The sequence below is a fragment of the Rubrivivax sp. A210 genome (assembly GCF_904426505.1).
GTDB lineage: Bacteria > Pseudomonadota > Gammaproteobacteria > Burkholderiales > Burkholderiaceae_C > Rubrivivax.
Genome location: NZ_CAJGBN010000045.1, coordinates 281,275 through 299,418, shown reverse-complemented (window position 1 = coordinate 299,418; position 18,144 = coordinate 281,275). Strand labels below are relative to the sequence as shown.

The 18,144-nt window shown below is 69.8% G+C and carries 20 protein-coding genes; 7 read left to right on the top strand and 13 right to left on the bottom strand.

Features of this window, described 5'->3' with window-relative positions; all coding sequences use genetic code 11:
- Positions 1-68: 68 nt before the first annotated feature.
- Genes JMV16_RS19625 through JMV16_RS19615 form a run of 3 tightly spaced genes read left to right on the top strand, consistent with a single transcriptional unit; the run spans position 69 to position 1,170 of the window.
- Positions 69-233 (top strand): hypothetical protein, encoded by a 165-nt coding sequence (locus JMV16_RS19625; RefSeq protein ID WP_201495985.1) that lies wholly within the window; start codon positions 69-71, stop codon positions 231-233.
- A gap of 34 nt (positions 234-267) precedes the next feature.
- The gene (locus JMV16_RS19620) at positions 268-489 is read left to right on the top strand and encodes an RNA-binding S4 domain-containing protein (RefSeq protein ID WP_201495984.1); all 222 of its coding nucleotides are present in this window, start codon (positions 268-270) and stop codon (positions 487-489) included.
- 60 nt (positions 490-549) lie between these two features.
- Complete coding sequence (locus JMV16_RS19615; protein ID WP_201495983.1) at positions 550-1,170, top strand: UPF0149 family protein; 621 nt, start codon at positions 550-552, stop codon at positions 1,168-1,170.
- A 42-nt stretch (positions 1,171-1,212) separates the two neighbouring features.
- Here JMV16_RS19615 and JMV16_RS19610 read toward each other — a convergent pair whose 3' ends face one another.
- From JMV16_RS19610 to JMV16_RS19580, 7 genes are all read right to left on the bottom strand, one after another.
- Positions 1,213-2,169 (bottom strand): branched-chain amino acid ABC transporter permease, encoded by a 957-nt coding sequence (locus tag JMV16_RS19610; protein WP_201495982.1) that lies wholly within the window; start codon positions 2,167-2,169, stop codon positions 1,213-1,215.
- Positions 2,169-3,053, bottom strand: a complete 885-nt coding sequence (locus JMV16_RS19605) for a branched-chain amino acid ABC transporter permease (RefSeq protein WP_201495981.1) — start codon at positions 3,051-3,053, stop codon at positions 2,169-2,171. The genes JMV16_RS19610 and JMV16_RS19605 overlap by 1 nt, the downstream gene beginning before the upstream one ends.
- 73 nt (positions 3,054-3,126) lie before the next feature.
- Complete coding sequence (locus JMV16_RS19600) at positions 3,127-4,335, bottom strand: ABC transporter substrate-binding protein (protein ID WP_201495980.1); 1,209 nt, start codon at positions 4,333-4,335, stop codon at positions 3,127-3,129.
- A 51-nt stretch (positions 4,336-4,386) separates the two neighbouring features.
- Positions 4,387-5,079 carry an ABC transporter ATP-binding protein gene (locus tag JMV16_RS19595; protein ID WP_411565051.1) on the bottom strand — a complete coding sequence of 231 codons (693 nt, stop codon included), beginning with the start codon at positions 5,077-5,079 and terminating at the stop codon, positions 4,387-4,389.
- Between the two features lie 165 nt (positions 5,080-5,244).
- Entirely contained in the window at positions 5,245-6,018 is a 774-nt protein-coding gene (locus tag JMV16_RS19590; RefSeq protein ID WP_201495978.1) for an ABC transporter ATP-binding protein, read from the bottom strand.
- A gap of 79 nt (positions 6,019-6,097) precedes the next feature.
- Positions 6,098-8,392: a 3-hydroxybutyrate oligomer hydrolase family protein gene (locus tag JMV16_RS19585; RefSeq protein WP_201495977.1), complete on the bottom strand. Its 2,295-nt coding sequence runs from the start codon at positions 8,390-8,392 to the stop codon at positions 6,098-6,100.
- Positions 8,393-8,424: 32 nt separating this feature from the next.
- Entirely contained in the window at positions 8,425-9,648 is a 1,224-nt protein-coding gene (locus JMV16_RS19580) for a hypothetical protein (protein ID WP_201495976.1), read from the bottom strand.
- A gap of 144 nt (positions 9,649-9,792) precedes the next feature.
- On the opposite strand from JMV16_RS19580, the gene tal reads away from it, so the two are divergent.
- The 4 genes from tal (at position 9,793) to JMV16_RS19560 (ending at position 13,672) form a co-directional block, all read left to right on the top strand.
- Positions 9,793-10,746 (top strand): transaldolase, encoded by a 954-nt coding sequence (gene tal / locus JMV16_RS19575; protein ID WP_201495975.1) that lies wholly within the window; start codon positions 9,793-9,795, stop codon positions 10,744-10,746.
- On the top strand, positions 10,743-11,372 hold the full coding sequence (locus tag JMV16_RS19570) for an HAD family hydrolase (RefSeq protein ID WP_201495974.1): 630 nt from the start codon (positions 10,743-10,745) through the stop codon (positions 11,370-11,372). Before tal ends, JMV16_RS19570 begins: the two co-directional genes overlap by 4 nt.
- Positions 11,373-11,485: 113 nt before the next feature.
- Positions 11,486-12,238, top strand: a complete 753-nt coding sequence (locus tag JMV16_RS19565; protein WP_201495973.1) for a hypothetical protein — start codon at positions 11,486-11,488, stop codon at positions 12,236-12,238.
- A gap of 111 nt (positions 12,239-12,349) precedes the next feature.
- A complete protein-coding gene (locus JMV16_RS19560) occupies positions 12,350-13,672 on the top strand; it encodes a hypothetical protein (RefSeq protein ID WP_201495972.1) in 1,323 nt (440 codons plus the stop codon).
- On the opposite strand, the gene ydiK is transcribed toward JMV16_RS19560, so the two are convergent.
- The 6 genes from ydiK to JMV16_RS19530 form a co-directional block, all read right to left on the bottom strand.
- Positions 13,576-14,724 (bottom strand): AI-2E family transporter YdiK, encoded by a 1,149-nt coding sequence (gene ydiK, locus JMV16_RS19555; protein WP_201495971.1) that lies wholly within the window; start codon positions 14,722-14,724, stop codon positions 13,576-13,578. The two genes, JMV16_RS19560 and ydiK, sit on opposite strands and share 97 nt — an antisense overlap.
- Positions 14,724-15,332, bottom strand: coding sequence for a DUF3299 domain-containing protein (locus tag JMV16_RS19550; protein ID WP_201495970.1), 609 nt, complete (start codon positions 15,330-15,332; stop codon positions 14,724-14,726). Before JMV16_RS19550 ends, ydiK begins: the two co-directional genes overlap by 1 nt.
- 2 nt (positions 15,333-15,334) lie before the next feature.
- On the bottom strand, positions 15,335-16,609 hold the full coding sequence (locus JMV16_RS19545) for an ABC transporter permease (protein ID WP_201495969.1): 1,275 nt from the start codon (positions 16,607-16,609) through the stop codon (positions 15,335-15,337).
- On the bottom strand, positions 16,606-17,283 hold the full coding sequence (locus tag JMV16_RS19540; RefSeq protein ID WP_201495968.1) for an ATP-binding cassette domain-containing protein: 678 nt from the start codon (positions 17,281-17,283) through the stop codon (positions 16,606-16,608). The genes JMV16_RS19545 and JMV16_RS19540 overlap by 4 nt, the downstream gene beginning before the upstream one ends.
- A gap of 22 nt (positions 17,284-17,305) precedes the next feature.
- A complete protein-coding gene (locus tag JMV16_RS19535; protein ID WP_201495967.1) occupies positions 17,306-17,842 on the bottom strand; it encodes a DUF2796 domain-containing protein in 537 nt (178 codons plus the stop codon).
- Between the two features lie 83 nt (positions 17,843-17,925).
- Entirely contained in the window at positions 17,926-18,135 is a 210-nt protein-coding gene (locus JMV16_RS19530) for a hypothetical protein (RefSeq protein ID WP_201495966.1), read from the bottom strand.
- Between the last annotated feature and the right edge of the window lie 9 nt (positions 18,136-18,144).

Genomic DNA, 18,144 nt, shown 5'->3' with positions numbered 1-18,144 from the left:
CGTGCGCTCAGACACGCTTAAGCTGGCCGCGCCACGCTGGAGTCCTTGCTCAGCAACCGGAGACCTCCATGCATCCGCAACTCGTCCTCTTCCTGCGCCAGTTCACCGGCGTCGTGCTGGCCACCCTGGTGCCGGTGGTGATGGTCGCCTTCCTGTCCTGGCCCATCATCATGGGCGGACATCCGGGCGAGCCGCGCGACCCGGCGGCCCTGAGTGACGCACACTTCAGCTGAGGTACAACCTAGGCTCCAGTCAGCCTGCGCACCCATGACGACGACAGATTTCGACCTGCGCGGCGACCACATCACGCTGGCCGCCCTGCTCAAGGCCAGCGGCCTGGCAGCCAGCGGCGGTGACGCCAAGGCCCTGGCCACCGGCGGCGGCGTGCAGGTCAACGGCCAGGCCGAGTCGCGCCGCGGCCGCAAGCTGCGCGCCGGCGACGAGGTGGTCTCGGGCGAGGTCTGCATCCGCATCCGCGCTGCCACTTGAGCGCCTGCCCACGGCCGACTCGGCGACACTGGCACCCCGCCCTCACCTCCTGACGCGCCCGTGGACTATCCCCGCTACGACCCGCAATCGCCGCTCACCCCGCTGGACGCGGCCGAAATCGACGGCCTCGACCGCCTGCTGCAGAACCTGCCGGCCGACGGCGTGATGTCGCTGGACGGCGTCGACGGCTACCTGAGCGCACTGCAAGTGGGCCCGCCAAGGCTGCTGGCCACGCTGGCCACCGCCGACTGGCTGCCCGCAGTTTGGGGCAGCGACGGCGAGGACGGCAACGAGGCCGCCGCGCCCTTTGCCAGCAAGCGCCAGCGCAAGGCCACCGTGGTGCTGCTGCTGCGCCATCTGCGCCACCTGGGCGAGCAATTCACGCGCACGCCCGAGGCCTGGGAGCCCATCTTCAGCATCGCCGAAGCGGGCACACGCGAGTTCGCCGACGCACGCGACTGGTGCGCCGGCTTCCTGCAGGCGGTGGATCTGATGCCCGAGGCCTGGGGTGGCGCTTGGGACGATGCGGCGCTGGCGCCGCTGCTGCACCTGGGCGGCGGCCTGGACGGCGTGGACCTTACCGCGACCGAGGATCTGGATGACGCCGAGACGGTGGACCGCCTGAGCCGCGCCGTGCCCGAGGCCGTGCTGCTGCTGCAAGCGCGCCGCGCGGCGCCGTAGAGGCCGCCAGCACAAGCGGCAGGGCCATCATCGGCCCGGCCTCTATTCGGTCTTGTGGCGCTTCTTCTGCCAGGCGATCAGTTCGCCGACGAAACCGCTGCGGAAGCCGACCACGCACACGACGAAGATGCCACCGATGATGACGTTGATCCAGGAGCCCACCTGGTCGGCCAGAAAGTTCTGCAGGCCGATGATGGTGAAGGCACCCACCACCGGGCCGGCGAAGGTGCCCATGCCACCCAGCAGGGCCATCAGCACGACCTCGCCCGAGAGCGACCAGTGGGCATCGGACAGCGTGGCGAAGCCCAGCACCAGAGTCTTGAGCGAACCGGCCAGGCCGGCCAGCATGGTGGACAGCACGAAGGCCAGCAGCTTGTAGCGGTCGACCTCGTAGCCCAGCGAAATGGCACGCGGCTCGTTCTCGCGGATGGCCTTGAGCACCTGGCCGTAGGGCGAATGCACGATGCGGATGATGGCCAGGAAGACCGCCACGAAGACCGCCAGCACGACGTAGTACATGGCGATGTCGTTGGCCAGCGGGATGAGGCCGAAGAGCTTGCCGCGCGGCACGCCCTGCAGGCCGTCCTCGCCGCCGGTGAAGGGCGCCTGCAGCCAGACGAAATAGACCATCTGCGCCATCGCCAGCGTGATCATCGCGAAGTAGATGCCCTGACGGCGGATCGCGATGGCGCCCACGATCAGCCCGATGAAGCCGGCGCCCAGAGTGCCGGCCAGCACGCCCAGTTCGGGCGAGAAGCCGGCCGACCGCACCAGCCAGCCGGTGAAGTAGGCAGCCGCGCCCAGGTAGGCGGCGTGGCCGAAGGACAGCAGGCCGGTGTAGCCCAGCAGCAGGTTGAAGGCGCAGGCGAAGATCGCGTAGCACAGGGCCTTCATCATGAAGACCGGGTAGAGGCCGACGAAGGGCGCGGCCAGCAGCAGCGCGAGGCCGGCGCCCCAGGCCCAGCGCGCACGGCGCCCGAGGGTTGCGTTGAAGTCCATCACTTCTCTTTGCCGAAGAGCCCGGCCGGGCGCACCATCAGCACGATGGCCATGATGACGAAGACGACGATGCTCGAGGCCTCGGGGTAGAAGACCTTGGTCAGGCCCTCGATGAGGCCGAGCGCGAGGCCGGTGAGGATGGAGCCCAGGATGGAGCCCATGCCGCCGATGACCACCACCGCGAAGACGACGATGATGAGGTTGCTGCCCATCAGCGGCGTGATCTGAATCACCGGCGCCGCCAGCACGCCGGCCAGCGCGGCCAGGCCGGCACCGGCGCCGTAGGTGAGCATCACCATCATCGGCACGTTGATGCCGAAGGCCTGCACCAGCTTGGGGTTCTCGGTGCCGGCGCGCAGGTAGCTGCCCAGCCGCGTGCGCTCGATGATCCACCAGGTGGCCAGGCAGATCAGCAGCGAAGCGAAGACGACGAAACCGCGGTAGTTGGGCAGCACCATGAAGCCCAGGTTGGTGGCGCCCTGCAGCAGTTCGGGCACGGCGTACTGCTGGCCCGAGACGCCGAACTGGTCGCGGAAGATGCCCTCGGCAATGAGGGCCAGGCCAAAGGTCAGCAGCAGACCGTAGATGGGGTCGATGTTATAGAGGCGCTTGAGCAGCGTGCGCTCGACCGCCACGCCCAGGGCGCCGACGGTCAGCGGCGCCAGCAGCAACGCCCACCAGAAGCCGATGCCGAACTTCTCCATGGCCAGCCAGGCCACGTAGGCGCCCATCATGTAGAGGGCGCCGTGGGCGAAGTTGACGATGCCCAGCAGGCCGAAGATCACCGCCAGGCCCAGGCTGAGCATGGCGTAGAACGAGCCGTTGACCAGCCCGAGCAGCAACTGGCCCAGGAAGGCCTGCAGGGGGATGCCGAAGATTTCCATGCACTGACCGGTTCAGGGTAGCCGCGGCAGGTTCGCCGCCGCGGCACGGGACGCCGCCTTCAGCGGCACGACATCACTTCCAGGCCGCGCACTTGGTGTCGGCCTTGGTGGTCCAGGCGGCCTCACCCTTGATCGTCTCGACGACGTTGTAGTAGTCCCAGGGCTCGGTCGACTTGTCGGGCGACTTCACCTGCATCAGGTACATGTCATGCACCATGCGGCCGTCGGCACGCACGAAGCCGCCCTTGGCGAAGACGTCATTGACGGGGCTCTTCTTCAGGTGCGCCAGCACCTTTTCGGCATCGTCGCTGCCCACCGCCTTCACCGCCTTGAGGTAGTTCAGTGCCGCCGAGTAGTCGCCGGCCTGGATCGACGAGGGCATGCGCTTGACCTTCTCGAAGAACTGGCGGCTCCAGGCACGCGCCTCGGCGTCCTTGTTCCAGTACCAGCTGTCGGTGAGGTACATGCCCTGGGTGGTCTTGAGGCCCAGCGAATGGATGTCGTTGATGAAGACCAGCAGGCCAGCCAGCTTCATCGTCTTGGTGATGCCGAACTCATTGGCCGCCTTGATGGTGTTGATGGTGTCGCCGCCGGCGTTGGCCATGCCCAGGATCTGCGCCTTGCTGCCCTGCGCCTGCAGCAGGAAGGAGGAGAAGTCGCTCGCCGACAGCGGGTGCTTGACGGTACCGACGATGGTGCCGCCGGCAGCCTTGACGACGGCCGAGGTGTCAGCCTGCAGTGCAGCGCCGAAGGCGTAGTCGGCCTGCAGGAAGTACCAGGTCTTGCCGCCCGCCTTGACCACCGCATTGCCCGTGCCCTTGGCCAGGGCCACGGTGTCGTAGGCCCAGTGGATGGTGTAGGGCGTGCACTGGTCGTTGGTGAGCGCCGAGGTCGCGGCGCCGACCACCAGGAAGGGCTTCTTCTTCTCGGCCGCGACCTTGGACATGGCCAGCGCGGTACCCGAATTGGTGCCGCCGATCAGCATGTCGACGCCCTGGGTGTCGAACCACTCGCGCGCCTTGGCGGCGGCGACGTCGGCCTTATTCTGGTGGTCGGCCGACAGCACCTCGATCTTCTTGCCGTTGATGGCGCCGCCCATTTCGGCCACCGCCATCTTGATGGCCTCGACGCCTGCCGGGCCGTCGATGTCGGAGTACAGGCCCGAGATGTCGGTGATGATGCCGATCTTGATCACGTCGCCCGAGAACTGGGCGTGGGCGGGGGCGCCGACCATGGCGGCCGCGGCCAGCGTGCAGGCGGCGGAAATCTTCTTGAGTTTCATGCGGAGTCCTTGATGTAGGTGTCTAGGGGACGTTGAAGACGGGGCGCTGGATCAGACGCCCAGGTATTCGTGCAGCCTCTCCATGCGCGATGGCAGTTCGGCCTGGGTGAACTCCTGGATCACCTCGCCGTGTTCCATCACGAGGAAGCGGTCGGCCAGCGGAGCCGCGAAGCGGAAGTTCTGCTCGACCATCACGATGGTGTAGCCCTGGCGGCGCAGCATGGTCACCATCTCGGCGAGCTTCTGCACGATCACCGGCGCCAGGCCTTCTGAGATCTCGTCGAGCAGCAGCAGCCGCGCGCCGGTGCGCAGGATGCGCGCCACCGCCAGCATCTGCTGTTCGCCGCCCGAAAGCCGCGTGCCCTGGCTCTGGGCACGCTCTTTCAGGTTGGGGAACATGGCGTAGATGGCGTCCAGGTCCATGCCGCCCTCGGCCAGGCGCGGCGGCAGCATCAGGTTCTCCTCGGCCGACAGGCTCGCGAAGATGCCTCGCTCCTCGGGGCAATAGCCCACGCCCAGGCGCGCGATGCGGTGGGTGGACATCGCCACGGCCTCGGTGCCGCGGATCTTGATCGAGCCCTTGCGGCTGCCGATCAGGCCCATGATGGCGCGCAACGTGGTCGTGCGGCCGGCGCCGTTGCGGCCCAGCAGCGTCACCACCTCGCCCTCGTCGACGTGCAGGTTGACGCCGTGCAGGATGTGCGATTCGCCGTACCAGCCGTTGAGGCCGGTGATCTCGAGCATGCGCTGGGCCATCAGTACCGCCCGGCCGTTCCGAAGGTACTGATAGCCCCCTCGGGGGGGTGAGCCCGCACCGAGCGAGCGCCTGCGCGCTCGCGAGTGGCTGGCGAACGCCAGGCAGCATGCAAGCTGCCTGGCAGCGAACGAAGTGAGCGTGGGGGTTTCATTTCAATGAGCCCCTTGCAGCTCGGTCTGGGCGCTGCCCATGTAGGCCTCGATCACGGCCGGGTTGCGCGACACCACGTCGTAGGGCCCCTCGGCCAGCGTGGCGCCGCGCTGAAGCACGGTGATGGTGTCGGCGATGCTGGCCACGACGCTCATGTTGTGTTCGACCATCAGCACGGTGCGGCTGGCCGCGACGCGCTTGATGAGCTGGCGGATGCGGTCGACGTCCTCCAGGCCCATGCCCTGGGTGGGCTCGTCCAGCAGCATCAGCTTGGGCTCCATCGCCAGCGTGGTGGCGATCTCGAGCGCGCGCTTGCGGCCGTAGCTCAGTTCCACGGCCGGCAGGCCCGCGTAGGGCTCGAGATCGACCTCGCGCAACAGTTCGAGCGCGCGGCCGTTGAGCCCATCGAGCGAGCGCTCGGAGCGCCAGAACTGGAACGAGCCGGCCAGGCGGCTTTGCAGTGCGACGCGCACGTTCTCGAGCACCGAAAGGTGGGGGAAGACCGAGGAGATCTGGAACGAGCGGATGATGCCGCGGCGCGCAATATGCGCCGGGCTGTCGGCCGTGATGTCGACGCCGTCGAACAGGATCTGGCCCGACGAAGGTTGCAAGAACTTGGTCAGCAGGTTGAAGCAGGTCGTCTTGCCAGCACCGTTGGGGCCGATGAGGGCGTGGATGCTGCCGCGCTTCACTTTCAGGTCGACCTGGCTGACGGCCACGAAGCCCCGGAATTCCTTGGTCAGTGCGCGCGTCTCGAGGATGTGGTCAGAACTCATGCTGCGGGTGATTCTGCTTCATTCGCGCAGCGGGGCCGGCAGTGCCGGCCCCGCGAGGCGGTGCAAGGCTTGCGCAGCCTCAGTTGGGAATGTCGATCACGTTGCCGGCGGCGAAGCCGATCACGTCGCCGGGGGCCGGCGTGGCGACGAAATTGCGGATTTGATTGACCGACAAGGCCGGCACCACATCGGGCGTGCCGCCGCGCACGGTGGTGCGCACCACCTGGTTGGGCGGCAGCGCCGCGCCGGTCTTGAGCTTGGCCCACATCGCATCCATGGCGCGGATGAAATAGGGGTGCAGCGGCACGAAACGCATGCCAAAGCCGCTGAACGGGAGGAAGGAGTCGAAGTGCTGGGCATTCTCGACCTCGACATAGCGCAGCTGGCTGGTCGCCTCGCCTTCGACCATGCGATTGAAGGCGACATAGGCGCGCTCCGAGTGGTTGAGCGGCAGCAGTGCGTCGCTGCGGCCAGCCACGATGAGGGTCGGCTTGCCGCGCAGATTGCCATTCAGCAGCACCTCGGCCATGCCGGCGCGCACGCGGTCGCTCTGGACCTTGGTGGGCGTCGTATCGGCAGTCAGAGGAAGTCCGGTGACCGTGTGGATGCCGGTAACGAGCGCGCGCTGGCACTGTGCGCCATCGATGCCGAGATCCCGCACACCATTGAGGGCCGAGGTCGCGAATTGCCAGGCGCGCGGCGCCCCACCCAGGGCGTCATTGACGACCGGCGTCGCGGGTGTGCCATTGGAAGTGCCATTGGCAACGGCAAAGCTCTGCGCAAGGGTCGTCGCCGACACCGGGACCACGGCGCCGGTGACGGGATCAGTCTGCGCCATGCTCATGTTGCAGAGGTTGTCCTCGACACCGAAGCGACCTAGCGCATTGGTGTACATCGTCGAGATGATGGGGGCATTGCCAAGCCCGTAATGGGCGTTGTGCATGGTGTCGTTCTCGGGCGAGAAACCGTAATCGCGCAGCATTTGCAGCGAATCGGCCGACAGCAGATCGCGGGCATTGCCAAGGGTGCGCCCGGGCAGCAAACCCTGAGCGGCCAGCGAGTCGCAGCGGAAGCCGGCGCGCGCCAACATATTGTCTGCGGGCAGGGCCAGACGGTTGTAGAAGCTGATCTCGGTCATCGACACCGCCGGCGCGATGGCGGCGCAGGGCTGGTACAGATTGGCGAAGGTGAAGTAGTCGATCAGCGGCAGGCCGTAGACCGGCACCGCGACACCGCCAACCTTGATGCCGTAGCCCGCCGTGGCACCACCCGGGACACGGGGCTGGGCACTGGGCTCGCCGGCGACGACGGCGTCGATCAGGCCGTCGGCATCCTGCTCGGCCGCGCGCAGCACCGCGGCACCGCCGTTGGACACCGAGGCGGCGATGATGGTCGTGTTGGCCGCGGTGAAGCGCGCATCCTTGCCCGTGCCGCCGACGACGGGCGTGCCGTATTCCTCGTTCAGCGCATACAGGGCGTAGCGGATGCTGGCCAGGGTGTCCAGGCCCCAGTCCTTCTCGGGGTTCTGCTGCGAATGCGCGTGCTTGATCGCCAAGCGGTTGGGGAAATCTCGATTGAAGGATACGAGGTCGGAGATGGCAGCGGCAAAGAAGCTCAGCGCACCGGCGAGCGTGCGCGTGGTGCGCGTGCCGTCCACCTTGTTGACGCTGTCGTCGGTGGGGTCGTAGATACCGACGCCCTTGCCGGCGTCGGTGAGCACGACGGCGCACTTGTGCTTGAGGCCCCATTCGCCGGCGGTGGCGATGGCGCCGTAGACGCCGCGCGAGCCCGAGGAAGGCCCGGCCACGATGCAGGGGTTGGCGGTGTCGAAGCTGGTCGGGATCTGCACCGCGACGACGACGCGCTTGCGGCCGGTGCCGTCATCCAGCGAGGCCAGGTATTCCTTGCCGGGAATCAGGCCTTCGCCCAGGGTGTCGTTGCCGCTGTCGTCGATATTGGGGCCGTAGATGCGACTGTAGCCACCACCATTGGTGGGGTCGACGAGGCCTCGGTAGTTGGAGTAAAGCGCATTGCGGCGCAGTTCGAGCGCGGTGGGCTTGAGCGGGTCGACATAGGCCGGCGCAGCAGCACCGAGACCGGTCTTGCCCAAGCCGCCGGTGAGCAGATCCTGCGTCGCCGCCGTGTCACCCCTGCCGACCGCGGCGGCCGTGTAGCTGGTGACGCTGTGGGTGGTAAAGCCGGCAGGAACGGTGTTGTTGCCCACTGGGTCGCTGCCGCCACCACCGCAACCGACGCCGAGCAGGGGCAAGGCCAGGATCCAGGGTGCCTTGGATAGCAATGTCACTTTCGGTTCTCCTCGGGTGTCACGGTTCGGAACAGACCATTGTGCATGTCCACCATGAATGATCGTCATGCGGGTTTACAGCGTCTTGTCCCCAACGGGAATTACCATCTGCAGCCGTCCTTGCGCAGCGCATCCGCCGCCAGCGGCAGCACGGCCAGCACGCCCATGCCTTCGTAGGCCTTGCGGCAATCGGCCTTGCCGGCCTTCTCGATGTCCTTGGCCAGCTTGTCGGGCAGTTCGGGCGGGCGGGGCAACAGCGGCAGCACGCCGCTGCTGCTGTGGCGCGAGGTCTCGCCGCCGCGCCGCCGTGGCAGATCGAGGTTGAGGCGAGGCGCACTGGCCGGCGCCGATGGCGCGGTAGCGACGTCGTGCCCGAGCCGCGCCCCGGCATCGGGCATGGCCGGGGCTGCCGGCAGCGCGCTGGCGCGCGGCAACTCGGGCAGACCCGCCGGCGTGGCCGCGGGCGCAGCGCGCTCATCGCGTACCAGGGATGGCGCCCTTCCCGCTTCCGTGGCATGTAGGGCACCAGACAGCTGGCGCACTGCGGGCAAGGGCGCGGTGGCGGGCGCCTGGGGCTCTGGCAACGCCGGGGCCAGCACCGGCAAGGGCATCGGCGGCGGCGCGCTGGTGACGGCAGGCGCGAGCGGCTGCAGCGGCGCGATGGCCGCCGGCTGCGGGCGCTGGGCCGGCAACTCGAGGCGGCGCTCGGCCGGCGGCTCTTGTGCCGGTGCCGGTGCCGGTGCCGGTGCTGGGGATGGTGCCGGTGCTGGGGATGGTGGGGGCTGCGTCACCGGCATCGGAGCGACCTCGGTCACCGGCACAGGCTGTGCAGCACGCTCCTGCTGCACGCGCCCAGGGAGTGGAAGCGGGCGGGGCAAAGGCGCTGGAGGCAGGTCGGGCAGATCAGGCAGGCGTTGCAGGGCCGGCGCCGCGTCCAGCGCCGGCACCGGCCGCGCCGACCAGTCGCCAAGGCGGGCCGCTCCCGGCAATTCCTCGGCCTGGGGCCGGGCGGGATCGCGCACTGCACCGCCCCAGCGCGGCTGCGGCGCAGCGCCCGGCGGGCCGCTGGGCGGGGGCGGCAGCGGGGGTTCGCCATCGGCCACGCGGCCACGGGCCGTGCCGCTGAGCGTGACGTTGATGGCCCCCCACATGCCCTGCCCCGGCCGCGCCGTGCCGGCCGGGGCGCTGCCCAGGGCCAGCACCAGCCACAGGTGCAGCAGCACGGCCAGCAGCAGGCAGTGCTCGATGGGGGTCAGGCGGCGCGGGGAGGGCAGCACACCCGGCGCGAAAAGCGAGCGCAGCGGCAGAGAGGACGAGGTGTTCACGCGGCCCGCACCATGGCAGGCGGTCCGGGCGCTGTCAACGCTGGCCCTGCGGGCGGCGCGCCGCTGCAACGTCGCCCGGGCGCCTTGCCCTGCCGCGCATCCGGTGCTCGGTTCTAATGCCGGCTTTTCCTTGGCAGCGACACCATGAACCAGCTCGATCAATTGCGCCAGCACACCGTGGTGGTGGCCGACACCGGCAACTTCCACCAGTTGGCGCAATTCGCTCCGCGCGACGCCACCACCAATCCCTCGCTGATCCTCAAGGCGGTGCAGCAGCCCGAGTACGCGCCGCTGCTGCGCGAATGCGTGGCCGCACAACCGGATGCAGCGCTGCCGGAAATCGTCGACGCGGTGCTGGTGCGCTTCGGCCTCGAGATCCTGCAGGCCATACCGGGCCGCGTCAGCACCGAGGTCGATGCCCGCCTGTCCTTCGACACCGCGGCCACGCTGGCGCGCGCACGGCGCCTCATCGATCTCTATGCCGCCGCCGGCATAGGCCGCGAGCGCGTGCTGATCAAGATTGCCGCCACCTGGGAGGGCATCGCAGCCGCCACCGTGCTGGAGCGCGAGGGCATTCACTGCAACCTGACCCTGCTGTTCGCCTTCTGCCAGGCCGTGGCCTGTGGCGACGCCGGCGTGACGCTGATCTCGCCCTTCGTGGGCCGCATCTACGACTGGCACAAGAAGGCCGCCGGCGCCGCCTGGAACGAGGCCGCCAGCGCCGGCGCCGCCGACCCCGGCGTGCGGTCGGTGCGCGCCATCTACGAGCACTTCAAGTGCCACGGCATCGCCACCGAGGTGATGGGCGCGAGCTTTCGCAACACCGGCCAGATCCTGGCCCTGGCCGGCTGCGACCTGCTGACCATCAGCCCCGAACTGCTGGCCGCGTTGCAGACCAGCGCGGCACCTTTGGCACGCGCGCTGGACGCCGAGGCCGCACGCAAGCTCACACTGCCGGCGGTACACCACGACGAGCGCGACTTTCGCTGGGCGCTGAACGAAGACGCGATGGCCACCGAGAAGTTGGCCGAGGGCATTCGCGCCTTCGCCGCCGATGCGGCCCGGCTCGACCGCCTGATCCTGGACCTGCGCGCATGAAGATCGTCTTCGATTTCGGCGGCGTGCTCTTCAACTGGCAGCCCTCGCGCCTGTTGCGGCGCGAGATACCCGAGGTGGCGCACGACGAGGCCAGCGCCGCGCTCTGGGTGGAGCGCTTCTTCCAGGGCTACGAGGGCGACTGGGGCGAGTTCGACCGCGGCCGCCTGTCCATTGACGAGCTGGTGCCGCGCATCGCGGCGCGCACCGGCCTCGGCCTGCATGAGGTGCAGCGCGTCGTCGACGGCGTGCCGCATGAGCTGCAGCCGCTGGCCGACACCGTGACACTGCTGCGCCGGCTGCGCGACCAGGGGCGCGAACTTTTCTTCCTGTCCAACATGCCCGAGCCCTTTGCGGCCCACCTGGAGCGCGAACACGACCTCGTCGGCTGGTTCGGCGACGGCGTGTTCTCGGCCCGCGTGGGCCTGGTCAAGCCCGAGGCCGCGATCTTCGAGCTGGCAGCGCGTCGCTTCGGCGCCGCGCCGGCCGACCTGCTCTTCATCGACGACCACCTGCCCAATGTGCAGGCCGCCACCGCCTGCGGCTGGGGCGCCATCCAATACACCAACGCGGCCGCAGTTGCAACTGAACTGAGCCGACGCGGCCTGCTTCGACGCGACGAAGCGTGAAGTTACACACGAAATATCCCTGCAATCCCGGGGAAGACGAGGCGCACTGAGAATCGTTCGCTTCGCCAACCCGGCTTTCGGGGCACCGGCGCATCCTCATCAGGGAGGTCGGCATGCGGGATTTCGATGACACGACGCTCTGGCGCATCAGCGCCTTCGAGCGCATGCAGGCCGAGACCGGCAGCAGCGGATTCGCCCGCCTGGGGGCACGCACTCAGCTGCCCAGCACGATGCAGGCCGAACTCACGCACCTGCGGCGGGCGCAGCGCTCGGCCGACGTGCTCGAGGTCGTGGGCCTGTGCGTGCGCCAGCGCGAAAGCGCCCTCGTGCTGCTGCGCCACCGCGGCTTGGTCTGGCCGCTGACCGTCTTTCCCGAGCAGGGCCTTTACCACCTGCCGCGGCCCATCATCGCCTCGCTGCAGCAAGGCAATCTCGATCTCCAGGTCGTGGGCGTCGAGGCGCCCGGCCTGCGCCCGCCCGGCCACGTCATGTCGGAGCGCATCGGCGACAAGGATCTCTACCACCCGCTGGCGCCGCTGCTGGCAGCGCTGGCGCAATTCGTGCCCCGCGCGCAGTTGCTCGAGGAAATCGGCGGGCGCGCCGCCTACCGCCTGGCGGCCGGCTTTGCGCCGGACAGCGGCGAATCGGCCGGCGCGCTGGGGCCGGCACTGCGCCGGTTGCGCAAGGAGATCGCCTCGCTGGCCGAAATCGCGAGCTGGCCCGGCATGGACCGCGAGCGTGCCACCCGGCTGCTCAACAGCATCTACCTGCAGGGCGGGCTGATGGTGCTGCGCGCCCACCACGCGGCGCGCGACGAAACCACGCGGGGCGAGCGCCTGCGCAATTGGCTGCGCCTGGCGCGCTGACCCCGCGCTTGATCCCCGCACCTGATCTGGCGCAAGTCTCGCTGTAACCGAACGTTAAGTTCTCGGCACAAATGCCGAGAATGGGTCAGGCCCACCACCGGCGTGACCCCTTTGAGCGACGACACCCTCAGGCGCAAGTCCTGGCTTGACGGCTTCATGGCCTATCCGCTGCCGGCCGGACAGAGCGAAGCCGACACGCGGGCGAACATCGTCGCCCTCGACCAGGCCCTCTATGCGCTGTGGAAACTGGGCGAGAACCTCGTCTTCGGCTGGATGCTGCAGCCGCGCGGCCTGCTGCTGCTGGTGGCCCGCCACGCGCTGGTGATCGAGTACGTCCAGGCCGCATCCAACGGCGCCGAGGCGGCCCGCCGCGCCGCCACGCTGGAAAGCCTGCTGGCCACCGACGGCCCCATGACGCCGGCGGCCTTTGACCGCGCCGCCACCGATCTGCAACTCGACCCCCTGCTGCTGCCCCTGCCCTTCGAGCCCGAACGCGGCATCGGCCTGGAGGCGATGGCGGCCATCGTCGCGCGCTACGGCATCCGCCTGGTCGAGGACCGCGCCGTCGTGCTGCTCGACGCCGTGGGCTTCTCGCTGCTAACGCCGCTTCAGCAGGTGGTGCAGTTGGGCAGCCTGTCGTGCTCGGTCAACTCGGCCTATGCCACGCTGCTGGGGCGCGAAATCAACATCAATTTCGCGCGCACCACCACCGGCGACGGCTTCTACATCTGGAACCGCGCACGCGGCGTCAACGCCAATGTCGAGCTCTACCAGCTGATGCAGTTCATCCTGGCCGACAACGCCATGGCCCACGAGCAGGCCCGTTCGCCACACTCGGTGCCGCGCCTGCGCACCTGCTTCCACGTCGGCTCGCACTATGAGTTCTACCAGTCCGAGGGGCTCAACCCCACCGCCTTCAGCTACCTGGTGGGCCAGGTCACCATCGAGCTGGCGCGCATGATCGAACGCGCGCTGCCGGGGCAGATCCTGGTCGGCCGCTTCAGCACGCCCATGCTGGACGCCGGCGAAGGCGGCAGCGACGGTGGGAAGCGCACCGTCGTCGACAGCCTGGACTTCGTGGCCCGCACGCGCGAGCCGCTCAAGCGCCTGGACGGTGTCACGCTGGCCGGCGCCCGCGTCGACAGCATCCAGTGCTACCTGACCGGTGCGCGCAGCGGCGACAGCGAGTTCGGCATCAGCGAATTCGAGATCGAGGACAAGCACCACCTGCGCCACCGCGTCTACAACGCCAAGGTCAACATCCACCGCCGCCCCGGCGCGCCCGTCTACCTGGGCCTGCGCGACGAAGACCTGGGCGGCTTCGCGGCGCGCCGCGTTCAGGTGGGGTCGGCGGGCGTCTCGGGCGGCGGCGGGACCGGCGGCGTGGTCAGCGGCGGCTCCAGATCGCCCATCCAGGTTTCGAGCAGGGTGTAGGCCACCGCCAACACCACCGGCCCGACGAAGATGCCGACGAGGCCGAAGGCGAGCAGGCCGCCGATGACACCGGCAAAGATCAGCAGCAGCGGCAGGTCGGCACCGAGCTTGATGAGCCAGGGCCGCAGCACGTTGTCCAGCGTGGCCACGATGGCGGTCCAGACCAGCATGAAGACGCCCCAGCCGGTCTGATCACCCCAGAACAGCCAGATCGCCGCCGGCACCAGCACCGGCAGCACGCCGATCTGGGCGATGCAGAGCATGAAGGAGAGCGCCGTCAACAGCCCGGCGAAAGGAACACCGGCCAGGGCCAGGCCCAGGCCGCCCAGCACCGCCTGCACCGCCGCGGTGATGCCCACGCCCAGCGCGACGCCGCGGATGGCGCCGCCAGCCAGCGCCACAGCGCCCACCGCGCGCTCGCCACCCAGCCGGCGCGCAAAGCGCCGCACATGGTCGGCCGCGCCCTCGCCGGTGGCATAGAGCACGGCGGCGATCAGCACCGTCATCAGCACCTGCAGCAGCAGCAGGCCCACGCTGCCCACCTGGGCGGCGAACCAGCGGGTCAGGTTGCCGGCATAGGGCGACAGCCGCGGCAGCAGCTCGCGCAGGCCCAGCGCCGTGGCCTGGCTCCAGGCACGCTCGATCACGCCGCCCACCAGGGGCAGGTCCACCAGCCAGGCCGGCGGCGCGGCCGGCAAGTGGTAGCCGGCCGCGATCTGGGCCCAGTCGACCAGGCGATCGGCGTTGTCGACGATGGTCACGATGGCCAGCGTGAGCGGCACGATGAAGAGCAGCAGCAGGATGGCGGTCATCGCCGCCACCGCCAGGCCGCGTCGCCGCCACAGCCGCGCCTCGATGCGCAGCATCAGCGGCCAGCTCGCGACGACGATCATCGTGGCCCAGATGGTGGGGCCCAGGAAGGGCCTGAGCACCCACAGCGAAACGCCGAGCAGCGCGCCGATGAAGAGCACGGCAAAGGTGGTGCGGGTGAGGTCGCCCGCGCGCTGCGCGCCCTGCCCGCCTTGCCCGTCATTCGGCTCGCCCTCGCCCATCAGCGCGCTTTCTCGCTGTAGGGCGCGACGCTGACGGCCTCGATGCGGTAGCCGGCGGCGCCCATGTAGGAGTCGGTCTTCACGCTCCTGAGCACGCCGCTGATCCACACCGGGTCCATCGAGCGCACGCCCTTGGCCGGTGATCGAGGCAGCACATGAACGATCTGATTGGCCGGCGGCGGCGGGCTGTGGATGCAGGCGCCGAAGTAGGGCACGAGCAGGAATTCCTTCATGCCGTCCTTGCCTTCTTCCAGCGGCACGACGAAGCCGGGCAGGCGCACGGCCTGGCCGACCATCGCGGTGTTCACGGGCGCGCTGTCCCAGACCTCGCGCATGCGCTTGAGCATCTCGTTGGCGCGCGGGTCGCCGTCCTGCATGGCCTGCATGTCCAGGCCCTTGAATTCCTTGAACGGATCCCAGTCGGCCGGCACCAGGGCTTCCCACTTGATGGTCTGGAAGGCCTCGGCCGCGGCGGCCTTGGGCGCAGCTGGCGCGGCCGGTGCGGCCAGCGGCGGCTTCATCAGCGGCACGCCGTCCTTGGCGGCCTGGGCTTGGGCCAGGGCGGATTGGGCCAGCAGTGCGGCGGCGATCAGGGTCAGGCGCAACATCATCAAGTCCTCGGCGAAAGCCCGTCGGCCAGCGACAGGCGGTAGGCGCGCCAGCCGGGCACCAGGCTGGCAAGCATACCTGCCAGCAGCACGGCGCCGAACAGGCCCACCTGCTCGGGCGTGGGGGCAGCGGCCTGCAGCGCGATGCCGAACTGGCGCTGCACCCAGGGCCCGGCCAGCACCACCGCAGCGGCGGCGGCCAGCAGGCCCAGCAGGGCGCCGGCCAGGGTCACCAGCGCGCCCTCGGCGGCCAGCAGCACCAGCACATGGCGCGGCCCGGCACCGACGGCGCGCAGCACGGCCAGCTCGCGCCGGCGCTCGTTGAGCCCGGCCAGCACCACCGCCACCAGCGAGGCCAGGCTGACCAGGGCGACGAGGCCGCTGATGGCCAGCAGCGCGCGCTCGCCCAGGCCGACCGCGGCCCACAGCTCATCCAAGGCGACGCCAGGCAGCACCGCCAGCAGCGGCTCGGCTTCGAAGTTGGCGACGAAACGCTGCACGACGAAGACCGCCGCCCGGCTCTTGAGCCCCACCAGGGCGGCTGTCACCTGCTTGGGTTCGAGGTCGAACTTGCGCGCGTGCTCGGCGGCGATGGCCACGCCCGGCAGCGGCGCGCCGCCGGCCCAGTCGAGGTGGATGGCCTCTATCGCCTGCAGGCTGACGTGTACGGTGCGGTCCACCGGCGTGCCGGTGCGCGCCAGCACGCCGACCACGGTGAAGGGCTTGTCGCCATGCTCGGGCGCCAGCGTGCCGCCCAGGCCGTGGCTGAGCGTGATGCGCTGGCCCAGCGTGTAGCCGCGCTCGCGCGCCACCTCGGCGCCGATGACGGCTTCAAAAAGCCCGTCCAGCGTGCCGGCGAAGGCGCGCCCTTGCGCCAGCGCCAGCGGCTGGCGCTCGCCATAGGCGAAGTGGCTGAAGTAGTCGGGCGTCGTGCCCAGCACCGGGTGGCCGTGGTGCGAATCGCCCAGCGCGATGGGCACGACCCAGGCCACGGCGCGGTGGGCGGCCAGGGCGCGCAGGCTGTCCATGCGGATGTTGTTCGTGGCGCCGCCGACATGGAACACCGCATACAGCATCAGCTGCACCGGCCCCGTGCGCGCGCCGACCACCAGATCGGTGCCGCTCACCGCCTGCGTGAAGCTGCTGCGGATGTCGGTGCGCAGCCGCTCCAGGCCCAGCAGCAGCGCGGTGGCCAGCGCGATGGACAGCATCACCAGCGCCAGCGTGCCGCGGCGGTTCCAGGCGCTGTGCGCCGCGATGTGCAGCAGCGCGGTCATGCCAGCGCCGTGTTCAATTCGGGCAGCGACAGCCGCTCGTCGAAGCGTGCCGCCAGCCGATCATCGTGGCTGACGAAGACCAGGGTGCTGCCGGCGGCATCGCAGGCCTGCATCAGCATGGCCATGAAGTCGTCGCGCAGCGCCGCGTCGAGGGCGCTGGTGGGCTCGTCGGCAATCACCAGCTCGGGCGCGCCGATGAGGGCGCGCGCCGCCGCCACGCGCTGCTGCTGGCCGACCGAGAGCGCATCGGCACGCCGCGTCCAGGCCGTGTGCGGCAGCGCCACCCGCTCCAGCAGGCCTTTGGCCGCCTGCAGCGGCGAGCCGGCGCAGCGGCTGGCACGCAGGCGCGAGAAGCGGCAGGGCAGGAGCACGTTGTCCAGCACCGTCAGGTAGGGCAGCAGGTTGAACTGCTGGAAGACCACGCCGACATGGTCGGCCCGGCGGGCATCGCGTGCGCTGGCGCGCAGCGCCGCCCAGTCCTGGCCCAGCAGCGCCGTCCGGCCCTGGCGCGCCAGCAGCACGCCGGCCATCAGGCCCAGCAGCGTGCTCTTGCCACAGCCGCTGGGGCCGTGGAGAAAGACCTTGCGGCCGGCGGCGATGTCGAGCCGGTCAATCGCCAGCACCTCGCGGCCGCCACCCGGCCAGGCATAGCGAAGCTCGCGGATCTGCAGCACGCGGGGTTGTTGCGGCCGGCGCTCAGCGCGCCAGCATCACGCGCGACGTGGGCCGGCGCAGTGTGGCGCGCATCTGGCCCTTGGGCGTGGCCACCTGCAGCTCGATGCGCTGCAGGCCGGGAAAGGTCTCGAACAGGCCGACCTCGACGAAACCGGCCCGCCCGCCCTGGCTGCACTTGAAATCGAAGGTGGCGTCGAGATCGCCGTGGCCTTCGCGGCTGTTGGTGGCCGTGCCCAGGCCGAGGGCGGCCGACTGCAGGTCCACGCGCGAGGGCTGGCAGCCGGCGGCCGAATCGATGCGGAACAGGACTTGCGAGGCGCGCAGCCTGGTCAGGGCGGCGGCCACCTTCTCGCGCTCGGCGTCGGTGCGCGGCGCGTGCTCGAAGCCGAGCAGGTTTTCCAGCGGGGTTTCGAGCAGGATGGAGACGCGGGCGGCATCGACCGCGATGTCCAGCCGCGCCACCCCGTGCTCGTGGGCACCGGCGGCCACGGCCGCACCGGCCCCCAGCAGGCCGGTGGCAACGAAGAGGAGGGCGGCGAGATAACGGGGCAAGGGCATGGACTTCCTCAGAACGGTCGGGCCGGCGCGAGCGCCGTGCCCGATTGTGCCGCCCGCCGCATTGCGGCGGTCCAAGCCCGGGTTCAGAGGCCTTGAAGGCGGGGCCGGGACGCCGTGTCGGGCCGCGAGACGCGGCGCGCCAGATGCTGCCAGAGCGAGGCCTGCGGGGCCTGGGCCTCGGCCGCCTCGATCAGGTCTTCGGCGAAGGCCTCGCTGCGGCAGCACGTTGGCGCCGCAGCCGGCGCAGGTTCGGCGCGGCGGCGATCCTCGGGGCGGGCGTAAGGCTTGGGCATGGCGGTCTC

What these genes read in the sequence shown, in the direction of transcription:
- JMV16_RS19545 (WP_201495969.1), bottom strand. Translation starts at nt 16,609, where the DNA reads ATGACCGCGCTGCTGCACATCGCGGCGCACAGCGCCTGGAACCGCCGC.
- tal (WP_201495975.1), top strand. Translation starts at nt 9,793, where the DNA reads ATGAACCAGCTCGATCAATTGCGCCAGCACACCGTGGTGGTGGCCGAC.
- JMV16_RS19610 (WP_201495982.1), bottom strand. Translation starts at nt 2,169, where the DNA reads ATGGACTTCAACGCAACCCTCGGGCGCCGTGCGCGCTGGGCCTGGGGC.
- JMV16_RS19600 (WP_201495980.1), bottom strand. Translation starts at nt 4,335, where the DNA reads ATGAAACTCAAGAAGATTTCCGCCGCCTGCACGCTGGCCGCGGCCGCC.
- JMV16_RS19570 (WP_201495974.1), top strand. Translation starts at nt 10,743, where the DNA reads ATGAAGATCGTCTTCGATTTCGGCGGCGTGCTCTTCAACTGGCAGCCC.
- JMV16_RS19530 (WP_201495966.1), bottom strand. Translation starts at nt 18,135, where the DNA reads ATGCCCAAGCCTTACGCCCGCCCCGAGGATCGCCGCCGCGCCGAACCT.
- JMV16_RS19565 (WP_201495973.1), top strand. Translation starts at nt 11,486, where the DNA reads ATGCGGGATTTCGATGACACGACGCTCTGGCGCATCAGCGCCTTCGAG.
- JMV16_RS19590 (WP_201495978.1), bottom strand. Translation starts at nt 6,018, where the DNA reads ATGAGTTCTGACCACATCCTCGAGACGCGCGCACTGACCAAGGAATTC.
- JMV16_RS19585 (WP_201495977.1), bottom strand. Translation starts at nt 8,392, where the DNA reads ATGACGATCATTCATGGTGGACATGCACAATGGTCTGTTCCGAACCGT.
- JMV16_RS19595 (WP_411565051.1), bottom strand. Translation starts at nt 5,079, where the DNA reads ATGCTCGAGATCACCGGCCTCAACGGCTGGTACGGCGAATCGCACATC.
- JMV16_RS19620 (WP_201495984.1), top strand. Translation starts at nt 268, where the DNA reads ATGACGACGACAGATTTCGACCTGCGCGGCGACCACATCACGCTGGCC.
- JMV16_RS19535 (WP_201495967.1), bottom strand. Translation starts at nt 17,842, where the DNA reads ATGCCCTTGCCCCGTTATCTCGCCGCCCTCCTCTTCGTTGCCACCGGC.
- ydiK (WP_201495971.1), bottom strand. Translation starts at nt 14,724, where the DNA reads ATGGGCGAGGGCGAGCCGAATGACGGGCAAGGCGGGCAGGGCGCGCAG.
- JMV16_RS19605 (WP_201495981.1), bottom strand. Translation starts at nt 3,053, where the DNA reads ATGGAAATCTTCGGCATCCCCCTGCAGGCCTTCCTGGGCCAGTTGCTG.
- JMV16_RS19550 (WP_201495970.1), bottom strand. Translation starts at nt 15,332, where the DNA reads ATGTTGCGCCTGACCCTGATCGCCGCCGCACTGCTGGCCCAATCCGCC.
- JMV16_RS19625 (WP_201495985.1), top strand. Translation starts at nt 69, where the DNA reads ATGCATCCGCAACTCGTCCTCTTCCTGCGCCAGTTCACCGGCGTCGTG.